Source organism: Kitasatospora sp. cg17-2 (assembly GCF_054031055.1).
On record NZ_CM132923.1, the window covers coordinates 8,013,885 to 8,033,498 of the forward strand.

General features: G+C 67.7%; 12 protein-coding genes and 3 rRNA genes. 14 read left to right on the plus strand and 1 reads right to left on the minus strand.

What is annotated here, in order from left to right; all coding sequences use genetic code 11:
• Positions 1 to 588: 588 nt before the first annotated feature.
• From ACW14Y_RS33765 to ACW14Y_RS33830, 14 genes are all read left to right on the plus strand, one after another.
• A 16S ribosomal RNA gene (locus ACW14Y_RS33765) occupies positions 589 to 2,112 on the plus strand.
• 278 nt (positions 2,113 to 2,390) lie between these two features.
• Positions 2,391 to 5,510: ribosomal RNA gene (locus ACW14Y_RS33770) — 23S ribosomal RNA — on the plus strand.
• An 85-nt stretch (positions 5,511 to 5,595) separates the two neighbouring features.
• A 5S ribosomal RNA gene (gene rrf, locus ACW14Y_RS33775) occupies positions 5,596 to 5,712 on the plus strand.
• The 16S, 23S and 5S rRNA genes sit together here, the layout of an rRNA operon.
• 97 nt (positions 5,713 to 5,809) lie before the next feature.
• Positions 5,810 to 6,430, plus strand: coding sequence for a CDP-alcohol phosphatidyltransferase family protein (locus tag ACW14Y_RS33780; protein ID WP_380311081.1), 621 nt, complete (start codon positions 5,810 to 5,812; stop codon positions 6,428 to 6,430).
• A gap of 124 nt (positions 6,431 to 6,554) precedes the next feature.
• The gene (locus ACW14Y_RS33785; protein ID WP_380311083.1) at positions 6,555 to 9,050 is read left to right on the plus strand and encodes a sugar phosphate nucleotidyltransferase; all 2,496 of its coding nucleotides are present in this window, start codon (positions 6,555 to 6,557) and stop codon (positions 9,048 to 9,050) included.
• Positions 9,051 to 9,191: 141 nt separating this feature from the next.
• Positions 9,192 to 10,346: a DUF881 domain-containing protein gene (locus ACW14Y_RS33790; RefSeq protein WP_456984623.1), complete on the plus strand. Its 1,155-nt coding sequence runs from the start codon at positions 9,192 to 9,194 to the stop codon at positions 10,344 to 10,346.
• A complete protein-coding gene (locus ACW14Y_RS33795) occupies positions 10,343 to 10,675 on the plus strand; it encodes a small basic family protein (protein WP_030062488.1) in 333 nt (110 codons plus the stop codon). Before ACW14Y_RS33790 ends, ACW14Y_RS33795 begins: the two co-directional genes overlap by 4 nt.
• Before the next feature lie 457 nt (positions 10,676 to 11,132).
• Positions 11,133 to 12,071 (plus strand): DUF881 domain-containing protein, encoded by a 939-nt coding sequence (locus ACW14Y_RS33800; RefSeq protein WP_456988323.1) that lies wholly within the window; start codon positions 11,133 to 11,135, stop codon positions 12,069 to 12,071.
• A gap of 451 nt (positions 12,072 to 12,522) precedes the next feature.
• Positions 12,523 to 13,065, plus strand: coding sequence for an FHA domain-containing protein (locus ACW14Y_RS33805; protein WP_030397899.1), 543 nt, complete (start codon positions 12,523 to 12,525; stop codon positions 13,063 to 13,065).
• A 179-nt stretch (positions 13,066 to 13,244) separates the two neighbouring features.
• Positions 13,245 to 13,937, plus strand: a complete 693-nt coding sequence (gene ftsR, locus ACW14Y_RS33810) for a transcriptional regulator FtsR (RefSeq protein ID WP_380311095.1) — start codon at positions 13,245 to 13,247, stop codon at positions 13,935 to 13,937.
• A gap of 122 nt (positions 13,938 to 14,059) precedes the next feature.
• A complete protein-coding gene (locus ACW14Y_RS33815; RefSeq protein WP_030303568.1) occupies positions 14,060 to 14,536 on the plus strand; it encodes a bifunctional nuclease family protein in 477 nt (158 codons plus the stop codon).
• Between the two features lie 296 nt (positions 14,537 to 14,832).
• Positions 14,833 to 15,495, plus strand: a complete 663-nt coding sequence (locus ACW14Y_RS33820) for a MerR family transcriptional regulator (protein WP_380311089.1) — start codon at positions 14,833 to 14,835, stop codon at positions 15,493 to 15,495.
• Between the two features lie 110 nt (positions 15,496 to 15,605).
• Positions 15,606 to 16,355 (plus strand): SanA/YdcF family protein, encoded by a 750-nt coding sequence (locus ACW14Y_RS33825; protein ID WP_456984624.1) that lies wholly within the window; start codon positions 15,606 to 15,608, stop codon positions 16,353 to 16,355.
• Positions 16,356 to 16,409: 54 nt separating this feature from the next.
• Complete coding sequence (locus ACW14Y_RS33830; RefSeq protein WP_380444440.1) at positions 16,410 to 17,852, plus strand: DNA polymerase IV; 1,443 nt, start codon at positions 16,410 to 16,412, stop codon at positions 17,850 to 17,852.
• 159 nt (positions 17,853 to 18,011) lie between these two features.
• On the opposite strand, the gene ACW14Y_RS33835 is transcribed toward ACW14Y_RS33830, so the two are convergent.
• Complete coding sequence (locus tag ACW14Y_RS33835; protein ID WP_078880616.1) at positions 18,012 to 19,502, minus strand: MFS transporter; 1,491 nt, start codon at positions 19,500 to 19,502, stop codon at positions 18,012 to 18,014.
• Between the last annotated feature and the right edge of the window lie 112 nt (positions 19,503 to 19,614).

Consider the following 19,614-nt stretch of genomic DNA (forward strand, 5'->3'; position numbering starts at 1 on the left):
CCTAAATCATGTCAACTTCGGACATCCGCTGACATTCCGGGCGGCCGGCCGCGCCGTCCGCCCTCACCAGTCAGTCATCTCGTCGACCACTAGTGGTCTAGTCCTCTTGGTCGATGCGCCGCACTCTACAGGCATCTTGGCGAATCGGGACCATTGCTGTATATGCTCGCGAGAGCAACAAATCACGCGTCCGACCGGGTGACACCGGCGCGGCCCGATTCGCGCTCGGCCCGACGACCCGCTATGGTTGGTCGAGTCGCCGCAAGTCGACGGTTAACACCAGATTTCAGAAACGAAAAGCGCCGGTTAAGCAACGGCAAACGGATCTGATAGGCTGGGAACACGAAAGAACGAAGCGCCCGGAGGGCCGGTGTGAAAGCCGCCTGAAGGAAGTGTCCGTTCCTTGAGAACTCAACAGCGTGCCAAAAGTCAACGCCAGATATGTTGACATCCCCGGCCTCGGATTCTTTCGGGGTTGGAGATTCCTTTTGAAGTAAAACACTAGCGAGGACGCAGTGCGCGGGGCCGCCCTATTCCGGTGGTTGCCGTGCCGCTCGACGCGAGTGCTGACCCGATTACGGGTAATCATTCACGGAGAGTTTGATCCTGGCTCAGGACGAACGCTGGCGGCGTGCTTAACACATGCAAGTCGAACGGTGAAGCCCTTCGGGGTGGATCAGTGGCGAACGGGTGAGTAACACGTGGGCAATCTGCCCTGCACTCTGGGACAAGCCCTGGAAACGGGGTCTAATACCGGATATGACCTGGGACCGCATGGTCCCGGGTGTAAAGCTCCGGCGGTGCAGGATGAGCCCGCGGCCTATCAGCTTGTTGGTGGGGTAATGGCCTACCAAGGCGACGACGGGTAGCCGGCCTGAGAGGGCGACCGGCCACACTGGGACTGAGACACGGCCCAGACTCCTACGGGAGGCAGCAGTGGGGAATATTGCACAATGGGCGAAAGCCTGATGCAGCGACGCCGCGTGAGGGATGACGGCCTTCGGGTTGTAAACCTCTTTCAGCAGGGAAGAAGCGCAAGTGACGGTACCTGCAGAAGAAGCACCGGCTAACTACGTGCCAGCAGCCGCGGTAATACGTAGGGTGCGAGCGTTGTCCGGAATTATTGGGCGTAAAGAGCTCGTAGGCGGCCTGTCGCGTCGGATGTGAAAGCCCGGGGCTCAACCCCGGGTCTGCATTCGATACGGGCAGGCTAGAGTGTGGTAGGGGAGATCGGAATTCCTGGTGTAGCGGTGAAATGCGCAGATATCAGGAGGAACACCGGTGGCGAAGGCGGATCTCTGGGCCATTACTGACGCTGAGGAGCGAAAGCGTGGGGAGCGAACAGGATTAGATACCCTGGTAGTCCACGCCGTAAACGTTGGGAACTAGGTGTTGGCGACATTCCACGTCGTCGGTGCCGCAGCTAACGCATTAAGTTCCCCGCCTGGGGAGTACGGCCGCAAGGCTAAAACTCAAAGGAATTGACGGGGGCCCGCACAAGCAGCGGAGCATGTGGCTTAATTCGACGCAACGCGAAGAACCTTACCAAGGCTTGACATATACCGGAAACGGCTAGAGATAGTCGCCCCCTTGTGGTCGGTATACAGGTGGTGCATGGTTGTCGTCAGCTCGTGTCGTGAGATGTTGGGTTAAGTCCCGCAACGAGCGCAACCCTTGTTCTGTGTTGCCAGCATGCCTTTCGGGGTGATGGGGACTCACAGGAGACTGCCGGGGTCAACTCGGAGGAAGGTGGGGACGACGTCAAATCATCATGCCCCTTATGTCTTGGGCTGCACACGTGCTACAATGGTCGGTACAAAGGGCTGCGATGCCGCGAGGCGGAGCGAATCCCAAAAAGCCGGCCTCAGTTCGGATTGGGGTCTGCAACTCGACCCCATGAAGTTGGAGTTGCTAGTAATCGCAGATCAGCATGCTGCGGTGAATACGTTCCCGGGCCTTGTACACACCGCCCGTCACGTCACGAAAGTCGGTAACACCCGAAGCCGGTGGCCTAACCCGTAAGGGGAGGAGCCGTCGAAGGTGGGACCAGCGATTGGGACGAAGTCGTAACAAGGTAGCCGTACCGGAAGGTGCGGCTGGATCACCTCCTTTCTAAGGAGCAATATGCCGCTTGCAGGCGAATGTCCTGCACGGTTGCTCATGGGTGGAACGTTGACTATTCGGCACACTGGGCAAGGGTCCTGTTAGTACTGCTTCGGCGTGGAAAACAGAACACTGGCTGGTGTGTCGGGCACGTTGTTGGGTCCTGAGGGAACGGCCGTGAGGTCGTTGCTTCAGAGATGCCGGTCTCATGCGAGGCGGTCTTCGGGCTGCTGAGTGTGGGTGTCTGGTCGTTGTTTGAGAACTGCACAGTGGACGCGAGCATCTGTGGCCAAGTTTTTAAGGGCGCACGGTGGATGCCTTGGCACCAGGAACCGATGAAGGACGTGGGAGGCCACGATAGTCCCCGGGGAGCCGTCAACCAGGCTTTGATCCGGGGGTTTCCGAATGGGGAAACCCGGCAGTCGTCATGGGCTGTCACCCATACCTGAACACATAGGGTATGTGGAGGGAACGCGGGGAAGTGAAACATCTCAGTACCCGCAGGAAGAGAAAACAACCGTGATTCCGGGAGTAGTGGCGAGCGAAACCGGATGAGGCTAAACCGTATTGGTGTGAGACCCGGCAGGGGTTGCCGATACGGGGTCGTGGGATTTTTCTTGACCGGTCTGCCGGCCGGTCGGCGAGTCAGAAACCGTACAGGTAGTCGAAGGACATGCGAAAGGTCCGGCGTAGAGGGTAAGACCCCCGTAGGCGAAATCTGTACGGCTCGTTTGAAGAACTCCCAAGTAGCACGGGGCCCGAGAAATCCCGTGTGAATCTGGCGGGACCACCCGCTAAGCCTAAATATTCCCTGGTGACCGATAGCGGATAGTACCGTGAGGGAATGGTGAAAAGTACCGCGGGAGCGGAGTGAAATAGTACCTGAAACCGTGTGCCTACAAGCCGTGGGAGCGTCGGACATGCAGCTTGCTGTGTGTCTCGTGACTGCGTGCCTTTTGAAGAATGAGCCTGCGAGTTTGCGGTGTGTAGCGAGGTTAACCCGTGTGGGGTAGCCGTAGCGAAAGCGAGTCCGAACAGGGCGTCTGAGTTGCATGCCCAAGACCCGAAGCGGAGTGATCTAGCCATGGGCAGGTTGAAGCGGAGGTAAGACTTCGTGGAGGACCGAACCCACCAGGGTTGAAAACCTGGGGGATGACCTGTGGTTAGGGGTGAAAGGCCAATCAAACTCCGTGATAGCTGGTTCTCCCCGAAATGCATTTAGGTGCAGCGTCACGTGTTTCTTGCCGGAGGTAGAGCACTGGATAGGCGATGGGCCTCACCGGGTTACTGACCTTAGCCAAACTCCGAATGCCGGTAAGTGAGAGCGTGGCAGTGAGACTGTGGGGGATAAGCTCCATGGTCGAGAGGGAAACAGCCCAGAACACCGACTAAGGTCCCTAAGCGTGTGCTAAGTGGGAAAGGATGTGGAGTCGCAGAGACAACCAGGAGGTTGGCTTAGAAGCAGCCACCCTTGAAAGAGTGCGTAATAGCTCACTGGTCAAGTGATTCCGCGCCGACAATGTAGCGGGGCTCAAGCACATCACCGAAGTCGTGTCATTGCAGCATATAGGGCCAACGCCTGCTGTGATGGGTAGGGGAGCGTCGTGTGCCGGGTGAAGCGGCGGTGGAAACCAGTCGTGGACGGTACACGAGTGAGAATGCAGGCATGAGTAGCGATACAAGAGTGGGAAACTCTTGCGCCGATTGACCAAGGGTTCCTGGGTCAAGCTGATCTGCCCAGGGTAAGTCGGGACCTAAGGCGAGGCCGACAGGCGTAGTCGATGGACAACGGGTTGATATTCCCGTACCCGCTTTGAAGCGCCAACGCTGAACCAGGTGATGCTAAAGCCGTGAAAGGCCCGGAGTCTTCGGACAAAGGGACGTGGTGGAGCCGCTGAACCAAGTCTGTACTAGGTGAGCGATGGGGTGACGCAGGAAGGTAGTCCAGCCCGGGCGGTGGTTGTCCCGGGGTAAGGGTGTAGGGCGTTGTGTAGGCAAATCCGCACAACATGAGCCTGAGACCTGATGCCGAGCCGATTGTGGTGAAGTGGATGATCCTATGCTGTCGAGAAAAGCCTCTAGCGAGTTTCATGGCGGCCCGTACCCCAAACCGACTCAGGTGGTCAGGTAGAGAATACCGAGGCGTTCGGGTGAACTATGGTTAAGGAACTCGGCAAAATGCCCCCGTAACTTCGGGAGAAGGGGGGCCATTCCTGGTGACGGCACTTGCTGCCAGAGCTGGGGGTGGCCGCAGAGACCAGCGAGAAGCGACTGTTTACTAAAAACACAGGTCCGTGCGAAGCCGTAAGGCGATGTATACGGACTGACGCCTGCCCGGTGCTGGAACGTTAAGGGGACCGGTTAGCTCTGATTCGTCGGGGCGAAGCTGAGAACTTAAGCGCCAGTAAACGGCGGTGGTAACTATAACCATCCTAAGGTAGCGAAATTCCTTGTCGGGTAAGTTCCGACCTGCACGAATGGCGTAACGACTTCTCGACTGTCTCAACCATAGGCCCGGTGAAATTGCATTACGAGTAAAGATGCTCGTTTCGCGCAGCAGGACGGAAAGACCCCGGGACCTTTACTATAGCTTGATATTGGTGTTCGGTTCGGCTTGTGTAGGATAGGTGGGAGACTTTGAAGCCGTGACGCCAGTCATGGTGGAGTCGTCGTTGAAATACCACTCTGGTCGTGCTGGATGTCTAACCTGGGTCCGTGATCCGGATCAGGGACAGTGTCTGGTGGGTAGTTTAACTGGGGCGGTTGCCTCCTAAAGAGTAACGGAGGCGCCCAAAGGTTCCCTCAGCCTGGTTGGCAATCAGGTGTTGAGTGTAAGTGCACAAGGGAGCTTGACTGTGAGACTGACGGGTCGAGCAGGGACGAAAGTCGGGACTAGTGATCCGGCGGTGGCTTGTGGAAGCGCCGTCGCTCAACGGATAAAAGGTACCCCGGGGATAACAGGCTGATCTTCCCCAAGAGTCCATATCGACGGGATGGTTTGGCACCTCGATGTCGGCTCGTCGCATCCTGGGGCTGGAGTAGGTCCCAAGGGTTGGGCTGTTCGCCCATTAAAGCGGTACGCGAGCTGGGTTTAGAACGTCGTGAGACAGTTCGGTCCCTATCCGCTGTGCGCGTAGGAGTGTTGAGAAGGGCTGTCCCTAGTACGAGAGGACCGGGACGGACGAACCTCTGGTGTGCCAGTTGTCCTGCCAAGGGCATGGCTGGTTGGCTACGTTCGGGAGGGATAACCGCTGAAAGCATCTAAGCGGGAAGCCTGCTTCGAGATGAGCACTCCCACCTCCTTGAGAGGGTAAGGCTCCCAGTAGACGACTGGGTTGATAGGCCGGATATGGAAGCCCTGTGAGGGGTGGAGTTGACCGGTACTAATAGGCCGAGGGCTTGTCCTCAGTTGCTCGCGTCCACTGTGTTGTTCTGAAACAACGACCCCCATACCTGGTCACGGTGTGGGTGCGGTTGACAGTTTCATAGTGTTTCGGTGGTCATAGCGTGAGGGAAACGCCCGGTTACATTCCGAACCCGGAAGCTAAGCCTCACAGCGCCGATGGTACTGCAGGGGGGACCCTGTGGGAGAGTAGGACGCCGCCGAACAAATTTTCTGGAAGAGCCCCCGCCGGGTAATCGGTCGGGGGCTTTTCTGTTGTAAGGTCGACGTGAAAAGTTGCCATACGTGACAGGAGGCCCCCGGGTGGAGGTCCAGGAGACGCGGGTCCAGACCGATCGCGTCCTCACCATCCCCAACCTGCTGAGCATGGGCCGGCTGGTCGGTGTTCCGCTGTTCCTCTGGCTGATCCTCTGGCCGGTGTTCGACGGTCCGAACAACGACGGGTGGGCGTTGCTGATCCTGATGCTCAGTGGCATCAGTGATTACCTGGACGGGAAACTCGCGCGCAGGTGGGGGCAGATCAGCCGGGTGGGGCAGCTGCTCGACCCGCTGGCGGACCGTCTCTTCGTGCTTTCCACCCTGGTCGGTCTGACCTGGCGTGAGATCCTGCCGTGGTGGCTGACGGCGATCCTGCTGGCGCGCGAGGTGTTTATCGCGGCGCTGCTGCCGATTCTCAACCGGCACGGCTACGGACCGTTGCAGGTGAGTTTCCTGGGGAAGGCCGCGACATTCAATCTGATGTACGGGTTTCCGCTTCTGCTGCTCGGTGCCGGGGACAGCTGGATCGCCCGGCCGGCCGAGATCGTGAGCTGGGCGTTCATCTGGTGGGGTGCCACGCTGTACTGGTGGGCCGCCATTCTTTACGCCGTCCAGGTGCGACAGATCATCCGCGGTGGCCCGACCGCCTCGCCGTCCACGGTCTGAGACGTGATCTGAGAGAAGTCCCACCTCGCCACGGTGCGTCGGACGATACCTTCCGGGTAGACCTCCACTGGAACGGTTTGATGGACCTGAACGGTCCACCACCGCGAAGGAGGACGCACCCGTAATGAAAGCCGTAGTCATGGCAGGGGGCGAAGGCACTCGACTTCGCCCGATGACCTCAAGCATGCCGAAGCCACTGCTCCCGGTCGCCAATATGCCGATCATGGAGCACGTGCTTCGACTGCTGAAGCGGCACGGTCTCTCCGACACCGTCGTGACCGTCCAGTTCCTGGCCTCACTGGTGAAGAACTACTTCGGTGACGGCGAAGAGCTGGGCATGCATCTCACCTATGCGAACGAGGAGACCCCACTCGGCACTGCGGGGAGTGTCAAGAACGCCGAGGACGCCCTCAAGGACGACTCCTTTCTGGTGATCTCCGGCGACGCTTTGACGGACTTCAACCTCTCGGAATTGATCGAGTTCCACCGCAGCAAGAACGCATTGGTCACCGTCTGTCTCACCAGGGTGCCGAATCCCCTGGAGTTCGGTATCACGATCACCGACGACGAAGGCCGGGTCGAGCGCTTCCTGGAGAAGCCGACCTGGGGGCAGGTCTTCTCGGACACGGTGAACACCGGTATCTACGTGATGGAGCCCGAGGTCTTCGACTACGTCGCGGCCGGCGAGTCGGTGGACTGGTCGAGCGACGTGTTCCCGCAGTTGCTCAAGGAGGGCAAGCGGGTCTACGGCTACGTGGCCGAGGGCTACTGGGAGGACGTGGGCACCCACGAGAGCTACGGCAAGGCCCAGGCGGACGTCCTGGACGGCAAGGTCGAGGTGGAGCTCGACGGTTTCGAGATCTCGCCGGGCGTCTGGGTGGCCGAGGGAGCCGAGGTGGACCCGGAGGCGATCCTCCGCGGTCCGCTGTACATCGGCGACTACGCCAAGGTCGAGGCGGGCGTCGAGATCCGCGAGCACACCGTGCTCGGCAGCAATGTCGTGGTCAAACGCGGTGCCTTCCTGCACAAGGCGGTCGTGCACGACAACGTCTACATCGGGCCGCAGAGCAATCTGCGGGGCTGTGTGGTCGGAAAGAACACCGATGTGATGCGGGCCGCGCGGATCGAGGACGGCGCGGTGATCGGGGACGAGTGCCTGGTCGGCGAGGAGTCGATCATCGGGGCCAACGTCCGGGTCTACCCGTTCAAGACCATCGAGGCCGGCGCGGTCGTCAACACCTCGGTGATCTGGGAGTCCCGGGGGCAGGAGCACCTGTTCGGGGTGCGCGGTGTCTCCGGCATCCTCAACGTCGAGATCACCCCGGAGCTGGCCGTCCGGCTGGCCGGGGCGTACGCGACGACCTTGAAGAAGGGCGCGACCGTCACCATCGCGCGTGACCACTCGCGTGGCGCGCGGGCGCTCAAGCGGGCGATGATCTCGGCGTTGCAGACCAGCGCGATCGACGTCCGCGACCTGGAGAACGTGCCGATGCCGGTGGCGCGGCAGCACACCGCTCGGGGCAGTGCCGGCGGGATCTTCCTGCGCACCACCCCCGGGGTGCCGGACTCGCTGGACATCCTGTTCTTCGACGAGCGCGGCGCCGATCTGTCCCAGGCCGGGCAGCGCAAGCTCGACCGGGTCTACGCACGCCAGGAGTACCGGCGCGCGTTCCCGGGGGAGATCGGCGACCTGACCTTCCCGTCGAGCGTCTTCGACGCCTACGCGGGCAACCTGCTGCGGGCCGTGGACACCACGGGCGTGCGGGAGGCCGGTCTGAAGGTGGTCGTCGACACCGCGCACGGCAGTGCGGGGCTCGTGCTGCCGAGCATCCTCGGCCGGCTCGGGGTGGAGGCGCTGACCGTCTCCGGCGGGCTGGACGAGGCGCGGCCGACCGAGGACGCCGAGGAGCGGCGGGCCGGGCTGGCCCGGCTCGGCGAGCTGGTGGCGTCCTCGCGGGCCGCCTTCGGCGTGCGGTTCGACCCGGTGGGCGAGCGGGTGGCCTTCGTGGACGAGCTCGGCCGGGTGATCGACGACGACCGGGCGCTGCTGGTGCTGCTGGACCTGGTCGCGGCCGAGCGGCGCAGCGGACAGGTCGCGCTCCCGGTCACCACGACCCGGATCGCCGAGCAGGTCGCGGCGTACCACGGCACGCAGGTCATCTGGACCACGACGACGCCGGACGACCTGGCCAAGGCGGCCGCCGCCGAGGGTACGGTGTTCGGCGGCGACGGCCGGGGCGGCTTCGTGGTGCCGGAGTTCAGCGGGGTGCTGGACGGCGCGGCGGCCTTCGTCCGGCTGGTCGGCCTGGTGGCCAGGACCCAGCTCACCCTGAGCCAGATCGACGCGCGGATCCCGCAGGCGCACATCCGCCGCCGGGACATCGCGACGCCGTGGGCGGCGAAGGGCATGGTGATGCGTTCGGTGGTCGAGGCGGCCGGTACCCGGCAGCTGGACACCACGGACGGTGTGCGCGTGGTCGAGGCGGACGGGCGGTGGACGCTGGTGCTGCCCGATCCGGCCGAGGCGGTCACCCATCTGTGGGCGGAGGGACCGGACGCCGCGGCGACCGAGGCCCTGCTCGACGAGTGGGCGGCGGTGGTCGACAGCGCCGGGCGCTGAGCCCGGGGAGGGGCGGGGCGGCGGTTGCCGCCCCGCCCCACTGTCCGTTTCGGGCGGTTGGTCGCGTTCCGCCATATTTGGAATATTTGCAGGTCAGGGGGCGTGCGCAGGGCCCTCGCGCGACATGGGACGATGGTCGGCATGTCAGCGACGCCGGGGCAGGGTGCCAACAGTGGACGGTACAACCGTCCGGATGCCTCGATGTCCCTGCTGACCAACGTGATGGACCACAGCCTCGACGAGGGCTACGCCGAGGCGGCTGCCGCGCGGGGCGGGGACGGACCGTACCGGATACCGGGGACGGTGCGCGGGCTGGTCACCCTGGGGGCCGGGCTGGCGCTGGTCGGCGCGGTCATCACGGTCGGGGCGGTGAACGCGCACAAGGCGGAGCCGACCCTGGCCAAGGAGCGCGATGCCCTGATCCACCGGATCAACGATGCCAACGGCTCGGCGGACCACCTTCAGCAGCAGGTCCAGGACCTGCGCCGGAAGGTCGACAGCACCCAGCGGCAGGCGCTCGCCCCGGGCGAGGGGGACCCGGCGGCGCTGGCCGGCGCGGTCGGCCTGGGCGAGGTGACCGGCCCGGGTGTGAAGCTGGTGGTGGAGGACGCGGCCGGGACGGGCGCCGGCGGCAACGTCGACCCGCGTGCCGGGCAGGGCTTCTCCAACAGCGGGCGGCTGCGCGACCGGGACCTCCAGCTGGTGGTGAACGGACTCTGGGCCTCGGGCGCGGAGGCGGTCTCCATCAACGGGCAGCGGCTCACCGCGCTCTCCGCCATCCGCGCGGCCGGCGAGGCCGTCCTGGTGGACAACCGGCCGCTGGTGCCGCCGTACACCGTGCAGGCGCTGGGGGACGGACCGAGGCTGCTGGCCGCCTTCGAGAGTGCCATGGCCGGTCAGTACCTGCGGCTGCTGCAGGAGAAGTACGGCATCAAGTCGACCCTGTCGGCCCAGAAGAGCCTGACGCTGCCCGCGGCCGTCGGGGTGAGCCTGCGGACCGCGCAGCCCGCGGTGCCCGAGGCCTCGTCGACCGGTACTCCGACGGGTGGTGCGAGCGGCTCGGCGTCCGGGAGCCTCTCGCCCTCGCCGTCCGCCCCGGCCTCCTCCGGTCCGTCCGCCGGGGCCTCGCCCTCGGCGAAGCCGAGCGGGTCGGCCTCCACCAAGCGCTCACCGAGTACGCCGGCCAGAACCACCACCTCACCGCCCCCGGCGTCCTCCCCGCCCGCCAAGGGCTCCCGCCCGTCCACCACGACCACCGGGTCGTCCTCCGCAGCGACTGGAGCAGCTACACCGTGATTGCCGTACTGGGTCTCGTGATCGGCGTCGTCGTCGGACTCTTCGTCCAGCCCGAGGTGCCCGACGCCGTGGTGCCCTATCTGCCGATCGCGGTGGTGGCGGCGCTGGACGCGGTGTTCGGCGGCGTCCGGGCGATGCTGGACGGCATCTTCAACGACAAGGTGTTCATCGTGTCGTTCCTGTCCAACGTGGTGGTGGCGGCGCTGATCGTCTTCCTCGGCGACCAGCTGGGGGTCGGCTCGCAGCTGTCCACCGGTGTGGTCGTCGTCCTCGGCATCCGCATCTTCTCCAACGCGGCCGCGATCAGGCGCCATGTCTTCCGCGCCTGAGCCGGGCCGCGGGCGCGCGGTGGAGGAGGAAGTGGACGGATCGGCGGGAGAAGTCGTGCGGGACGAGAAGCAGGGGGAAAGGTCCCCGGACGGGACGGTGACCGTCGGGGTCGAGGACGGCGCGGCTGCGGAGGGCGCCGGGGAGCGCGAGGGGCCGGTGTCCGGGCGTCCGGCCGGACCGGTCGCGCGGACCCCGGAGGTCCGGGTCGAGCCGGAGCCGGAGCGCGTTCACGAGCGTGTCCAGGAGCCCGAGCGGGTGCCCGGGCCCGTGACGCGGCCGGCCCCCGGGGCCGAGGCCGGGCGTACCCCCGGAGCGGCGCCCGTGTCCGGTCCGGGTGCGGCGGCGGCGCCGGCACGGCCCGGGGCCGATCCCGCGCCGAAGCCCGAGCCCGCGCCGAAGCCCGTACCCGAGCCCGAGTCGAAGCCTTTGCCGGTGCCCGCGCCGGAGCTTCTGCCGGTGCCCGCGCCCAAGTCCGCGCCGGAGCCCGTACCCGAGCCCGAGTCGAAGCCTTTGCCGGTGCCCGCGCCGGAGCTTCTGCCGGTGCCCGCGCCCAAGTCCGCGCCGGAGCCCGAGGACGAGCCGGAGGACGAGGACGCGCTCGCGTTCGAGGCGGATCCGGAGGAGGACGAGCCCGCGCCGATGTCGGTGTCCGCGCAGGCGGTGGACCGCCACTCCGGACGCCGGCGGCTCAAGGCGGCGCTGTGGCCGCCGAGGATGTCGCGCGGTCAGCTGGTGGTGGCCGTGCTGCTGTTCTCGCTCGGTCTGGGGCTCGCGATCCAGGTCCGCTCGACCAACGACCACCACAGCCAGTTGCGCGGCGCGCGCCAGGAGGACCTGGTTCGTATCCTCGACGAACTGGACAGCCGTCAGCAGCGTCTCCAGCAGGAGAAGGCGGAGTTGGAGCAGTCCCTGGCCAAGCTGGAGAACAGCTCCAACCAGGCCAAGGAAGCCCAGGAGCAGACCAGGAAGAAGGTGACGGAACTCGGCGTGCTCGCCGGGACCGTCAAGGCCACAGGTCCGGGCATCGTACTGACGGTCGATGATCCCCAAGGGCAGGTGAAGGCAGATATGCTGCTGGACACCCTGCAGGAACTACGAGCGGCGGGGGCGGAGGCGATTCAGATCAACGATGTGCGCGTGGTGGTCAACACCTACTTCACGGACGTGTCCGGCGGCGGTGTGCAGATCGACGGCAAGAAGGTCTCGGCTCCTTATCGCTTCACCGTCGTGGGGAATCCGCAGGACCTCACCCCCGCGCTGAACATCCCGGGGGGTGTCGTCCGTACTCTGGAGAGCCACCAGGCGCGTGCGACGATCTCCCAGCAGCAGAAGGTGGTCGTCGACGCACTCGTCGATCTGAAGACGCCGCAGTACGCCAAGCCGGCTCCGAAGTGACCAGCACACTCGGAGTGCCACTCCCGCCGGCCCGATCCACGACCGGGCCCGCAGTCTGTCCGAGGTTCTCACCCTGCCCCACGGGCGGGTCTGTCACACGCAAGGGGATTCGCCCGTGAGTTTCTTCTCGAAGTTGTTCGGTCGTAACAAGGGCCGCGACGCGGCCGCCGCGGAGGCGCCGACCGCGCTGCACCGCCGTGACGACGAGCCCGGTGTGCCGGGCATGCGCTCCGCCCCGGAGGGCGCGGAGTACGCCGAGCGCCCCATGTTCCGGGACGGTGCCGGGGCCCAGTACGCGGGGAATCAGGCGGGCTACGGCGCGTCGGTTGACCCCTCCGGCGCGCCGCGCATAGGTTTCCCGTCAGCACCCTCAACCTCTGGTGGAGGGTTTGCTCCGGACCCGTACGCCGGGCACAACCCGTCGGGTGTGCCGCGCCAGGAGGCTGTGAACATGGCTGGCCCCACTCCGTGCCCCAGGTGCGGCAACCAGAACCCGGCCTCGGCCCGGTTCTGTTCCAACTGCGGTACGGCGCTGCGCGGTGGGCTGCTGCCCGAGGGATCGGCCGAGACCACCTCGACCATCTCGATCTCCGGCCTGGAGTCGTACGACCCCAACACCACGACCGGGACCGGCACGCCGGCGCTCTCGGCCGAGGTGCTGGCGGCGATCGACGCGCTGCCGCCGGGCTCGGCCCTGCTGATCGTCCAGCGCGGCCCGAACTCCGGCAGCCGCTTCCTGCTGGACTCGGACAAGACCACGGCCGGCCGCCACCCGCAGGGCGACATCTTCCTCGACGACGTCACGGTCTCCCGCAAGCACGTGGAGTTCCGGCGGACGCCGGGCGGCGGCTTCACCGTCGCCGACGTCGGCAGCCTCAACGGCACCTACGTGAACCGGGAGCGGATCGACGAGGTCGGCCTGAACAACGGTGACGAGGTCCAGATCGGGAAGTACCGGCTGGTCTTCTTCGCCAGCCACAACCGGGGGTACTGAAACCAACGTCGGCAGGAGCCCGAGTGAGTACGAACACCCCTTCCTCTCCTCTCGGGGCGGCCACCCCCGCGTCGTCCGGTCCCAGGCCGGACCAGGGCGCGCGGGGCGTGGTCGCGGCCCCCAGGCAGCCGGCCCGTCCGGACCGGCCCGTCGGGCGGCGGCGCGGCGGCGACGAACTGCTGAGCATCGGCGCGGTGCTGGCCTTCCTGCGTGACGACTTCCCCGAGGTCACCATCTCCAAGATCCGCTTCCTGGAAGCGGAGGGGCTGGTCGAGCCGCAGCGCACGCCCTCGGGCTACCGCAAGTTCAGCCCGGCCGACGTCGAGCGGCTGGCCTACGTGCTGCGGATGCAGCGCGACCACTATCTGCCGCTGCGGGTGATCCGCGAGCACCTCGACGCGATCGAGCGCGGCGAGGCCCCGCCCGCGCTGCCCGCCGCGGACACCCGGCCGGGCCCCCTGGAGGAGGCCGACCGCGAGCTGACCGCCGGGGCCGAGGTCGCCACCGGGGTGCGGCTGGGCCGGGCCGAGCTGCTGGCGGCCGCCGAGGCCGGCGAGGCCGCGCTGGCCGAGTGGGAGGCCTACGGGCTGGTCGCCCCGGGGCCGGACGGCGGGTACGACGGCGAGGCGCTGCAGGTCGCCAGGCTGGTCGCGGAGCTCGGCCGGTTCGGGCTGGAGCCCCGGCACCTGCGGGCCATGAAGGCCGCCGCGGACCGGGAGATCGCGCTGGTCGAGCAGATCGTGGCGCCGCTGCGGCGGCACCGGAACCCGCAGACCAGGGCGCACGCCGAGGCCACCGCCCGCGAGCTGGCGACACTCTCGGTACGGCTGCACGCGGCCATGGTGCAGGCGGGTCTGCGGGCCCGTTCCTAGGTCCTCGCCCGGATCGCGCCGGACCGGTGGTCGCCGCCGGAGCACGCACCTCGCCGGGGCCCTGACCAGCGCCGTCGGCGCTGCGCTTTCATATCCGGGTCGGGAGCCATAGGGTTGCGTGTGTGAATGAGCTCGACGTCGTGGGTGTCCGGGTGGAGATGCCTTCCAACCAGCCGATCGTGCTGCTCCGCGAGGTCGGGGGCGATCGGTACCTGCCCATCTGGATCGGCCCGGGCGAGGCGACCGCGATCGCCTTCGCCCAGCAGGGCATGACGCCGGTGCGCCCGCTGACGCACGACCTCTTCAAGGACGTCCTGGAAGCCCTCGGCCAGCAGCTCACCGAGGTCCGGATCACCGACCTCCGCGAGGGTGTCTTCTACGCCGAGCTGGTCTTCGCCGGCGGGGTCGAGGTCAGCGCCCGGCCGTCCGACGCGATAGCGCTGGCGCTGCGCACCGGGACGCCGATCTACGGGAGCGAGGAGGTGCTCGCCGAGGCGGGCATCGCGATCCCGGACGAGCAGGAAGACGAGGTCGAGAAGTTCCGCGAGTTCCTCGACCAGGTCTCGCCGGAGGACTTCGGCGGCAGCGGCCCGCAGTAGTCCCGCCGCCGCTCCGCGGTGGCCCCGGGGCGGTTCGCCGACAGCCCGGTGGCGGTCGTCCGCGCGGTGCCCGCGCCCGGGTTTCGGGCTCGCGGGCGATGGCCGTTTTGCCAAAAAACGCGCACCTACCCACACTGGGGGCACGAAAAACCACCCGCCTGAGTGATGTGGTCTGTTCGGCCCGGCGTGGCGATCGTTGACGGGCCATAGGGGACTGCCTACCGTCAGGAGGGGCTGCCCGGGTGTCCGACACCCGCGGCCCGGTTTGCCCGCAGCACGAGTGGACGGAGGTAGGCATGACCGGCACTGGCGACGAAGTGGCCACGGGAGGCCTGTGCACCGTGCACCTGCCGCGCACCGCCCGCACCGTGACCGAACTGCCCCGGACGGAGCTGCCGAGGGTGAGCCGGTTCCCGGCCGTGCAGCCCGGCCAGCCGGCGATCGAGCGGCTCGCGCCGACCTCCGAGCTGATCGGCTACCGAGGGCCGACCGCCTGCACGGCGGCCGGCATCACCTACCGGCAGTTGGACTACTGGGCCCGCACCGGGCTGCTGGCGCCGAGCGTGCGCTCGGTGTACCCCGCGAGCAGCCAGCGGCTCTACAGCTTCCTCGACATCCTGCTGCTGAAGATCGTCAAGCGGCTGCTGGACGCCGGGGTCTCGCTGCAGAACATCCGGGTGGCGGTCGCCCATCTGCAGGCCTCGGCCGAGGTCGCGGACCTGGCCGGGCTGACCCTGATGTGCGACGGCGCGACGGTGTACGAGTGCACGACGCCCCAGCAGGTGGTCGATCTGATGAAGGGCGGCCAGGGGGTGTTCGGCATCGCGGTCGGCGCGGTCTGGCGGGAGCTGGAGCTGACTTTGGCCCGGCTGCACGCCGAGCGGACCGACACCGGTGAGACGGTGGTCGGCCACGATCCGGCGGACGAGCTGGCGCAGCGGCGCAACCGCGCGGTGTAGCGACTCTCCCGCGCGACGCGGGGACTTCGGAACGATGCCGTGGGCCCGGACGGGGAACCGTCCGGGCCCACGGCATCGTCGTGCCCGGTGAGCCGAGAGAGGGAGGGCACGTGCGGTTCGGTTCCGGCATTCCAGGGCTGGTGGCGCGCAGGGCGGTGGGGGTCGGCCGGCGGCTGCGCCGGCGGTCGGCCCAGCGGCGGCTGTTCCAACTGGTGACGCTCGGCTGCTCACTGGCGCTCGCGCCGAGCGCCTGGCTCTGGATCTCGGCCGGCGACCGGGTGGGGACGGTGGCGAGCGCGCCGTCGGCGCCGGTGGCGGTGGTGTTCGGGGCCGGACTGTTCGACGGGAAGCCCTCGCCGTACCTGGCGCACCGTCTGGACGCGGCGGTGGAGCTGTACGAGCGGCAGAAGGTCCGGGCGATCCTGGTGACCGGCGACAACGGCCGGACCAGCTACGACGAGACCGACGCGATGCGCCGGTACCTGGTCGAGCACGGGGTGCCGGAGGTGCGGGTGGTCGGTGACTACGCGGGCTTCGACACCTGGGACTCCTGCACCCGGGCGCACCGGATCTTCGGGGTGGACCGGGCGGTGCTGGTGAGTCAGGACTTCCACGTCCGCCGGGCGCTGGCGCTCTGCGAGGCGGCGGGGATCGACGCGTACGCGGTGGGTGTGCCGGAGGTCAGGGACCTCACCTGGTTGTACGGCGGCTTCCGGGAGGTCCCGGGGGCCGGGAAGGCGCTGCTGAACGCCTGGCTGCGGCCGGACCCGCTGTTCCTCGGGCCGCCGGAGCCGGGTGTGCCGAGGGCGCTGGCGGACGCGGGCGCGGCCGGTGGGAGTGGCGGCGCCGGGGTGGGCTGACCCCCGGCGGCCGGGTTCGGACACGTTGTCGGACCCGTGCGGGATGATCGGCGGGTGCGGTCACTGCCGAGCATCATCCACCTCGACATGGACGCCTTCTTCGCGGCGGTGGAGCAGGCGGCCAAGCCGAGCCTGCGCGGCAAGCCGGTGATCGTCGGCGGGCTGGGCGGGCGCGGAGTGGTGTCGACCGCGTCCTACGAGGCGCGGAAGTTCGGGGTGCACTCGGCCATGCCGATGGCGCAGGCACGCCGGCTCTGTCCGAACGCGGCCTTCCTGGCCGGCCGTTTCGAGGCGTACCGGCGGGCGAGCGGGCTGGTGATGGGGCTGCTGAGGGAGTTGTCGCCGCTGGTGCAGCCGCTCAGCCTGGACGAGGCCTTCGTCGACCTGGAGGCCGGTCCGTACGGTCCTGTGCTCGCCGAGGCGGAGCACGGGACGGGGGAGCGGCTGCTGCTGGCGCTGGCCGAGGACCTGCGCGCGGACATCGTGGAGCGGACCGGGCTGACCGCCTCGGTCGGGGTGGCCGGGTCGAAGCTGATGGCCAAGATCGCCTCCGAGCAGGCCAAGCCGGACGGCCTGGTGCTGATCGAGCCGGGGCAGGAGCGCGCGGTGCTCGGGCCGATGCCGGTGCGGGCGTTGCCCGGGATCGGCCCGGCCACCGAGCAGGTGCTGCGACGGGCGGGGCTGAACACGGTGGCCGAGCTCGCGGAGGCGGGTGAGGCGGAGCTGGTGCAGCTGTTGGGGAAGGCGCACGGCGTCGGCGTCCACGCCATGTCCATAGGGCTGGACGACCGGCCGGTGGTGGCGGACCAGGACGCCAAGTCGGTGTCGGTGGAGGACACCTTCGAGGTCGACCTGGCCGACCGGGACCGGGTGCTGCGCGAGGTGGAGGCGCTGGCGCTGCGCTGTGTGCGCAGGCTGCGCGGGGCCGGGCGCTCGGGGCGGACGGTGGTGCTGAAGGTGCGGCGGTTCGACTTCTCGACGCTGACCCGTTCGGAGACGCTGCGGGGGCCGACGGACGACGAGGCGGTGGTGGTCGAGACGGCGCGCCGGCTGGCCTCGCAGGTGGACATCACCGGCGGGGTGCGGCTGCTGGGCGTCGGGGTGGCGCAGCTGGCCGACTACACCCAGGAGGACCTCTTCGCGCAGGCCGTCCGGGAGGAGGCGGCCGCCGAGGCGGCGGCCGGGGCCGAGGCCGGCGCGGGGGCGGAGGAGGAGCCGGAGCCGGCCGAGGAGCAGGTGGTGCCGGTGCGCCGCTGGCTCCCCGGGCAGGACGTTCGGCATGCCGAGCACGGGCCGGGGTGGGTGCAGGGCAGCGGGGTGGGGCGGGTGACGGTCCGGTTCGAGACGCCGTGGAGCGGGCCCGGCCGGGTGCGGACCTTCCGGATCGACGATCCGGCGCTGGAGCCGGCCCGGCCGCTGCCGCTGCGCCCGGGGTGGCCCGGGGTCGAGGAGGGGGACGAGGCGGAGGACATCGGGGACGCTCCGGGAGAGGGCTGAGCGGCGGCCCCACGGGCTGCGGGAACGAAGCGGCCCCACCCGGCGGGGGAGCCGGGTGGGGCCGCTTCGTGTCCGGGCCGCGGACGGTCGCGATGCCCTCGGCGACCGTCCTGGTCCGGTCCCCGCGCCCTGTCCCGGGGCGCGGGGCGGGACGCCTCGTCAGGCGTCGGTCTTGACCGGCTCGCGGCCGGAGGAGAGGTCCGCCGTCGTGTTGCCGGAGGCCACCGCGGTGGTCGGCCTGACGGTGCGGATCAGGAACGGCACGGCGCCGGCCACGATGCAGACCACGGCGGCGGTCCAGAACGCGTGCTTGTACGCGTCCAGGGTGGGCAGCGCGATCGGGATCGGCAGCTTCATGGTGTCGCCGGTCAGGATGGCGGCCATGACGGCGGTGCCGATCGCGCCGCCGACGGTGCGCAGTACGGCGTTCATGCCGTTGGCGATGCCGCTCTGCTCGACCGGGACGGCGCCGTTGATGTAGGCGGGCATCGCCGAGAAGGCGAGGCCGATGCCGAGGCCGAAGATGGCCGAAGACAGGTAGATGTCACCCTCGTGGCTGTGCCGCAGGGCCAGGTAGGCCATCGCGACGGCGCCGAGGACGCCACCGAGGACCAGCGGCAGGCGCGGGCCGCGGCGGGCGATCAGCATGGCGCCGAGCGGGGCGGCGACCATCGAGCCGAGGGCGGAGGGCAGCAGCATCACACCGGCGTGCAGCACGGTGGCGGTGAAGCCGTAGTGGGCGAACTTCTCCGGGGTCTGGGCGAAGTTGCTGATCACCATGAACGAGCCGTACATGCCGAAGCCGATGAGCAGGCCGGCCAGGTTGGTGAAGGCGACGGCCGGGCGGGACATCATCTTCATGTCGACCAGCGGGTGCTTGACCTTGACCTCGATGACGCCCCAGAGCAGGGCGACCACGGCGGCGACGGCGAACAGGCCGAGGGTCTTGGTGGAGGTCCAGCCCCAGTGGTTGCCCTGGCTGACCGCGACCAGCAGGGCGGAGAGCCAGCCGGCCAGGGTGATGGCGCCGAGCGGGTCGGCGCCGCCCTCCTTGTCGGTGACCGGGTCGCTGGGCACCCGGAAGGCGACCAGGGCGATCGCGAGCAGGCCGAAGGCCAGGCCCATCCAGAAGATCGACTTGTAGCTCCAGTGCTCCAGCAGCAGGCCGGTGGCGACCAGGCCGAGACCGCTGCCGACGCCCATCGAGGCGCTGATGGCGGCGACGCCGCCGGTCACCTTCTGCTTGGGGAGCTCGTCGCGGACGATGCTGATGGCCAGCGGCAGCACACCACCGCCGGCGCCCTGGAGGACGCGGGCGACGACCAGCCAGGTGAAGGAGTGGGTCGAGACGGCGAGCGCGGAGCCCGCGACCAGGCCGGTGAGCGAGATCAGCAGCATCGGCTTGCGGCCGCGCAGGTCGCCGAAGCGGCCGAGCAGCGGGGTGAGCACGGCGGCGGACAGCAGATTGGCCGTCATCAGCCAGGTGATGCTGGAACCGGAGACGCTCAGTTCCTTGGCGAGCGAGGGCAGGATCGGAACGACCGCGGTCTGCACCACGCTGAACGACAGCATCGCCAGGATGAGGGCCGGCAGGACCCGGGCGCTGCTCTGCTTCTCGGTCGTGGTGGTGGGCTGTGGTGCCTCACTCACGGTTGCTTCCTCTCGTACATAGTGAATGAACTGAAGTAACCATGCCGGGAGATACTTCAGTGTGTCAAATATTCATTGGTTAAGCCTTGGCAAAAAGGAAAGACCCCGGCCA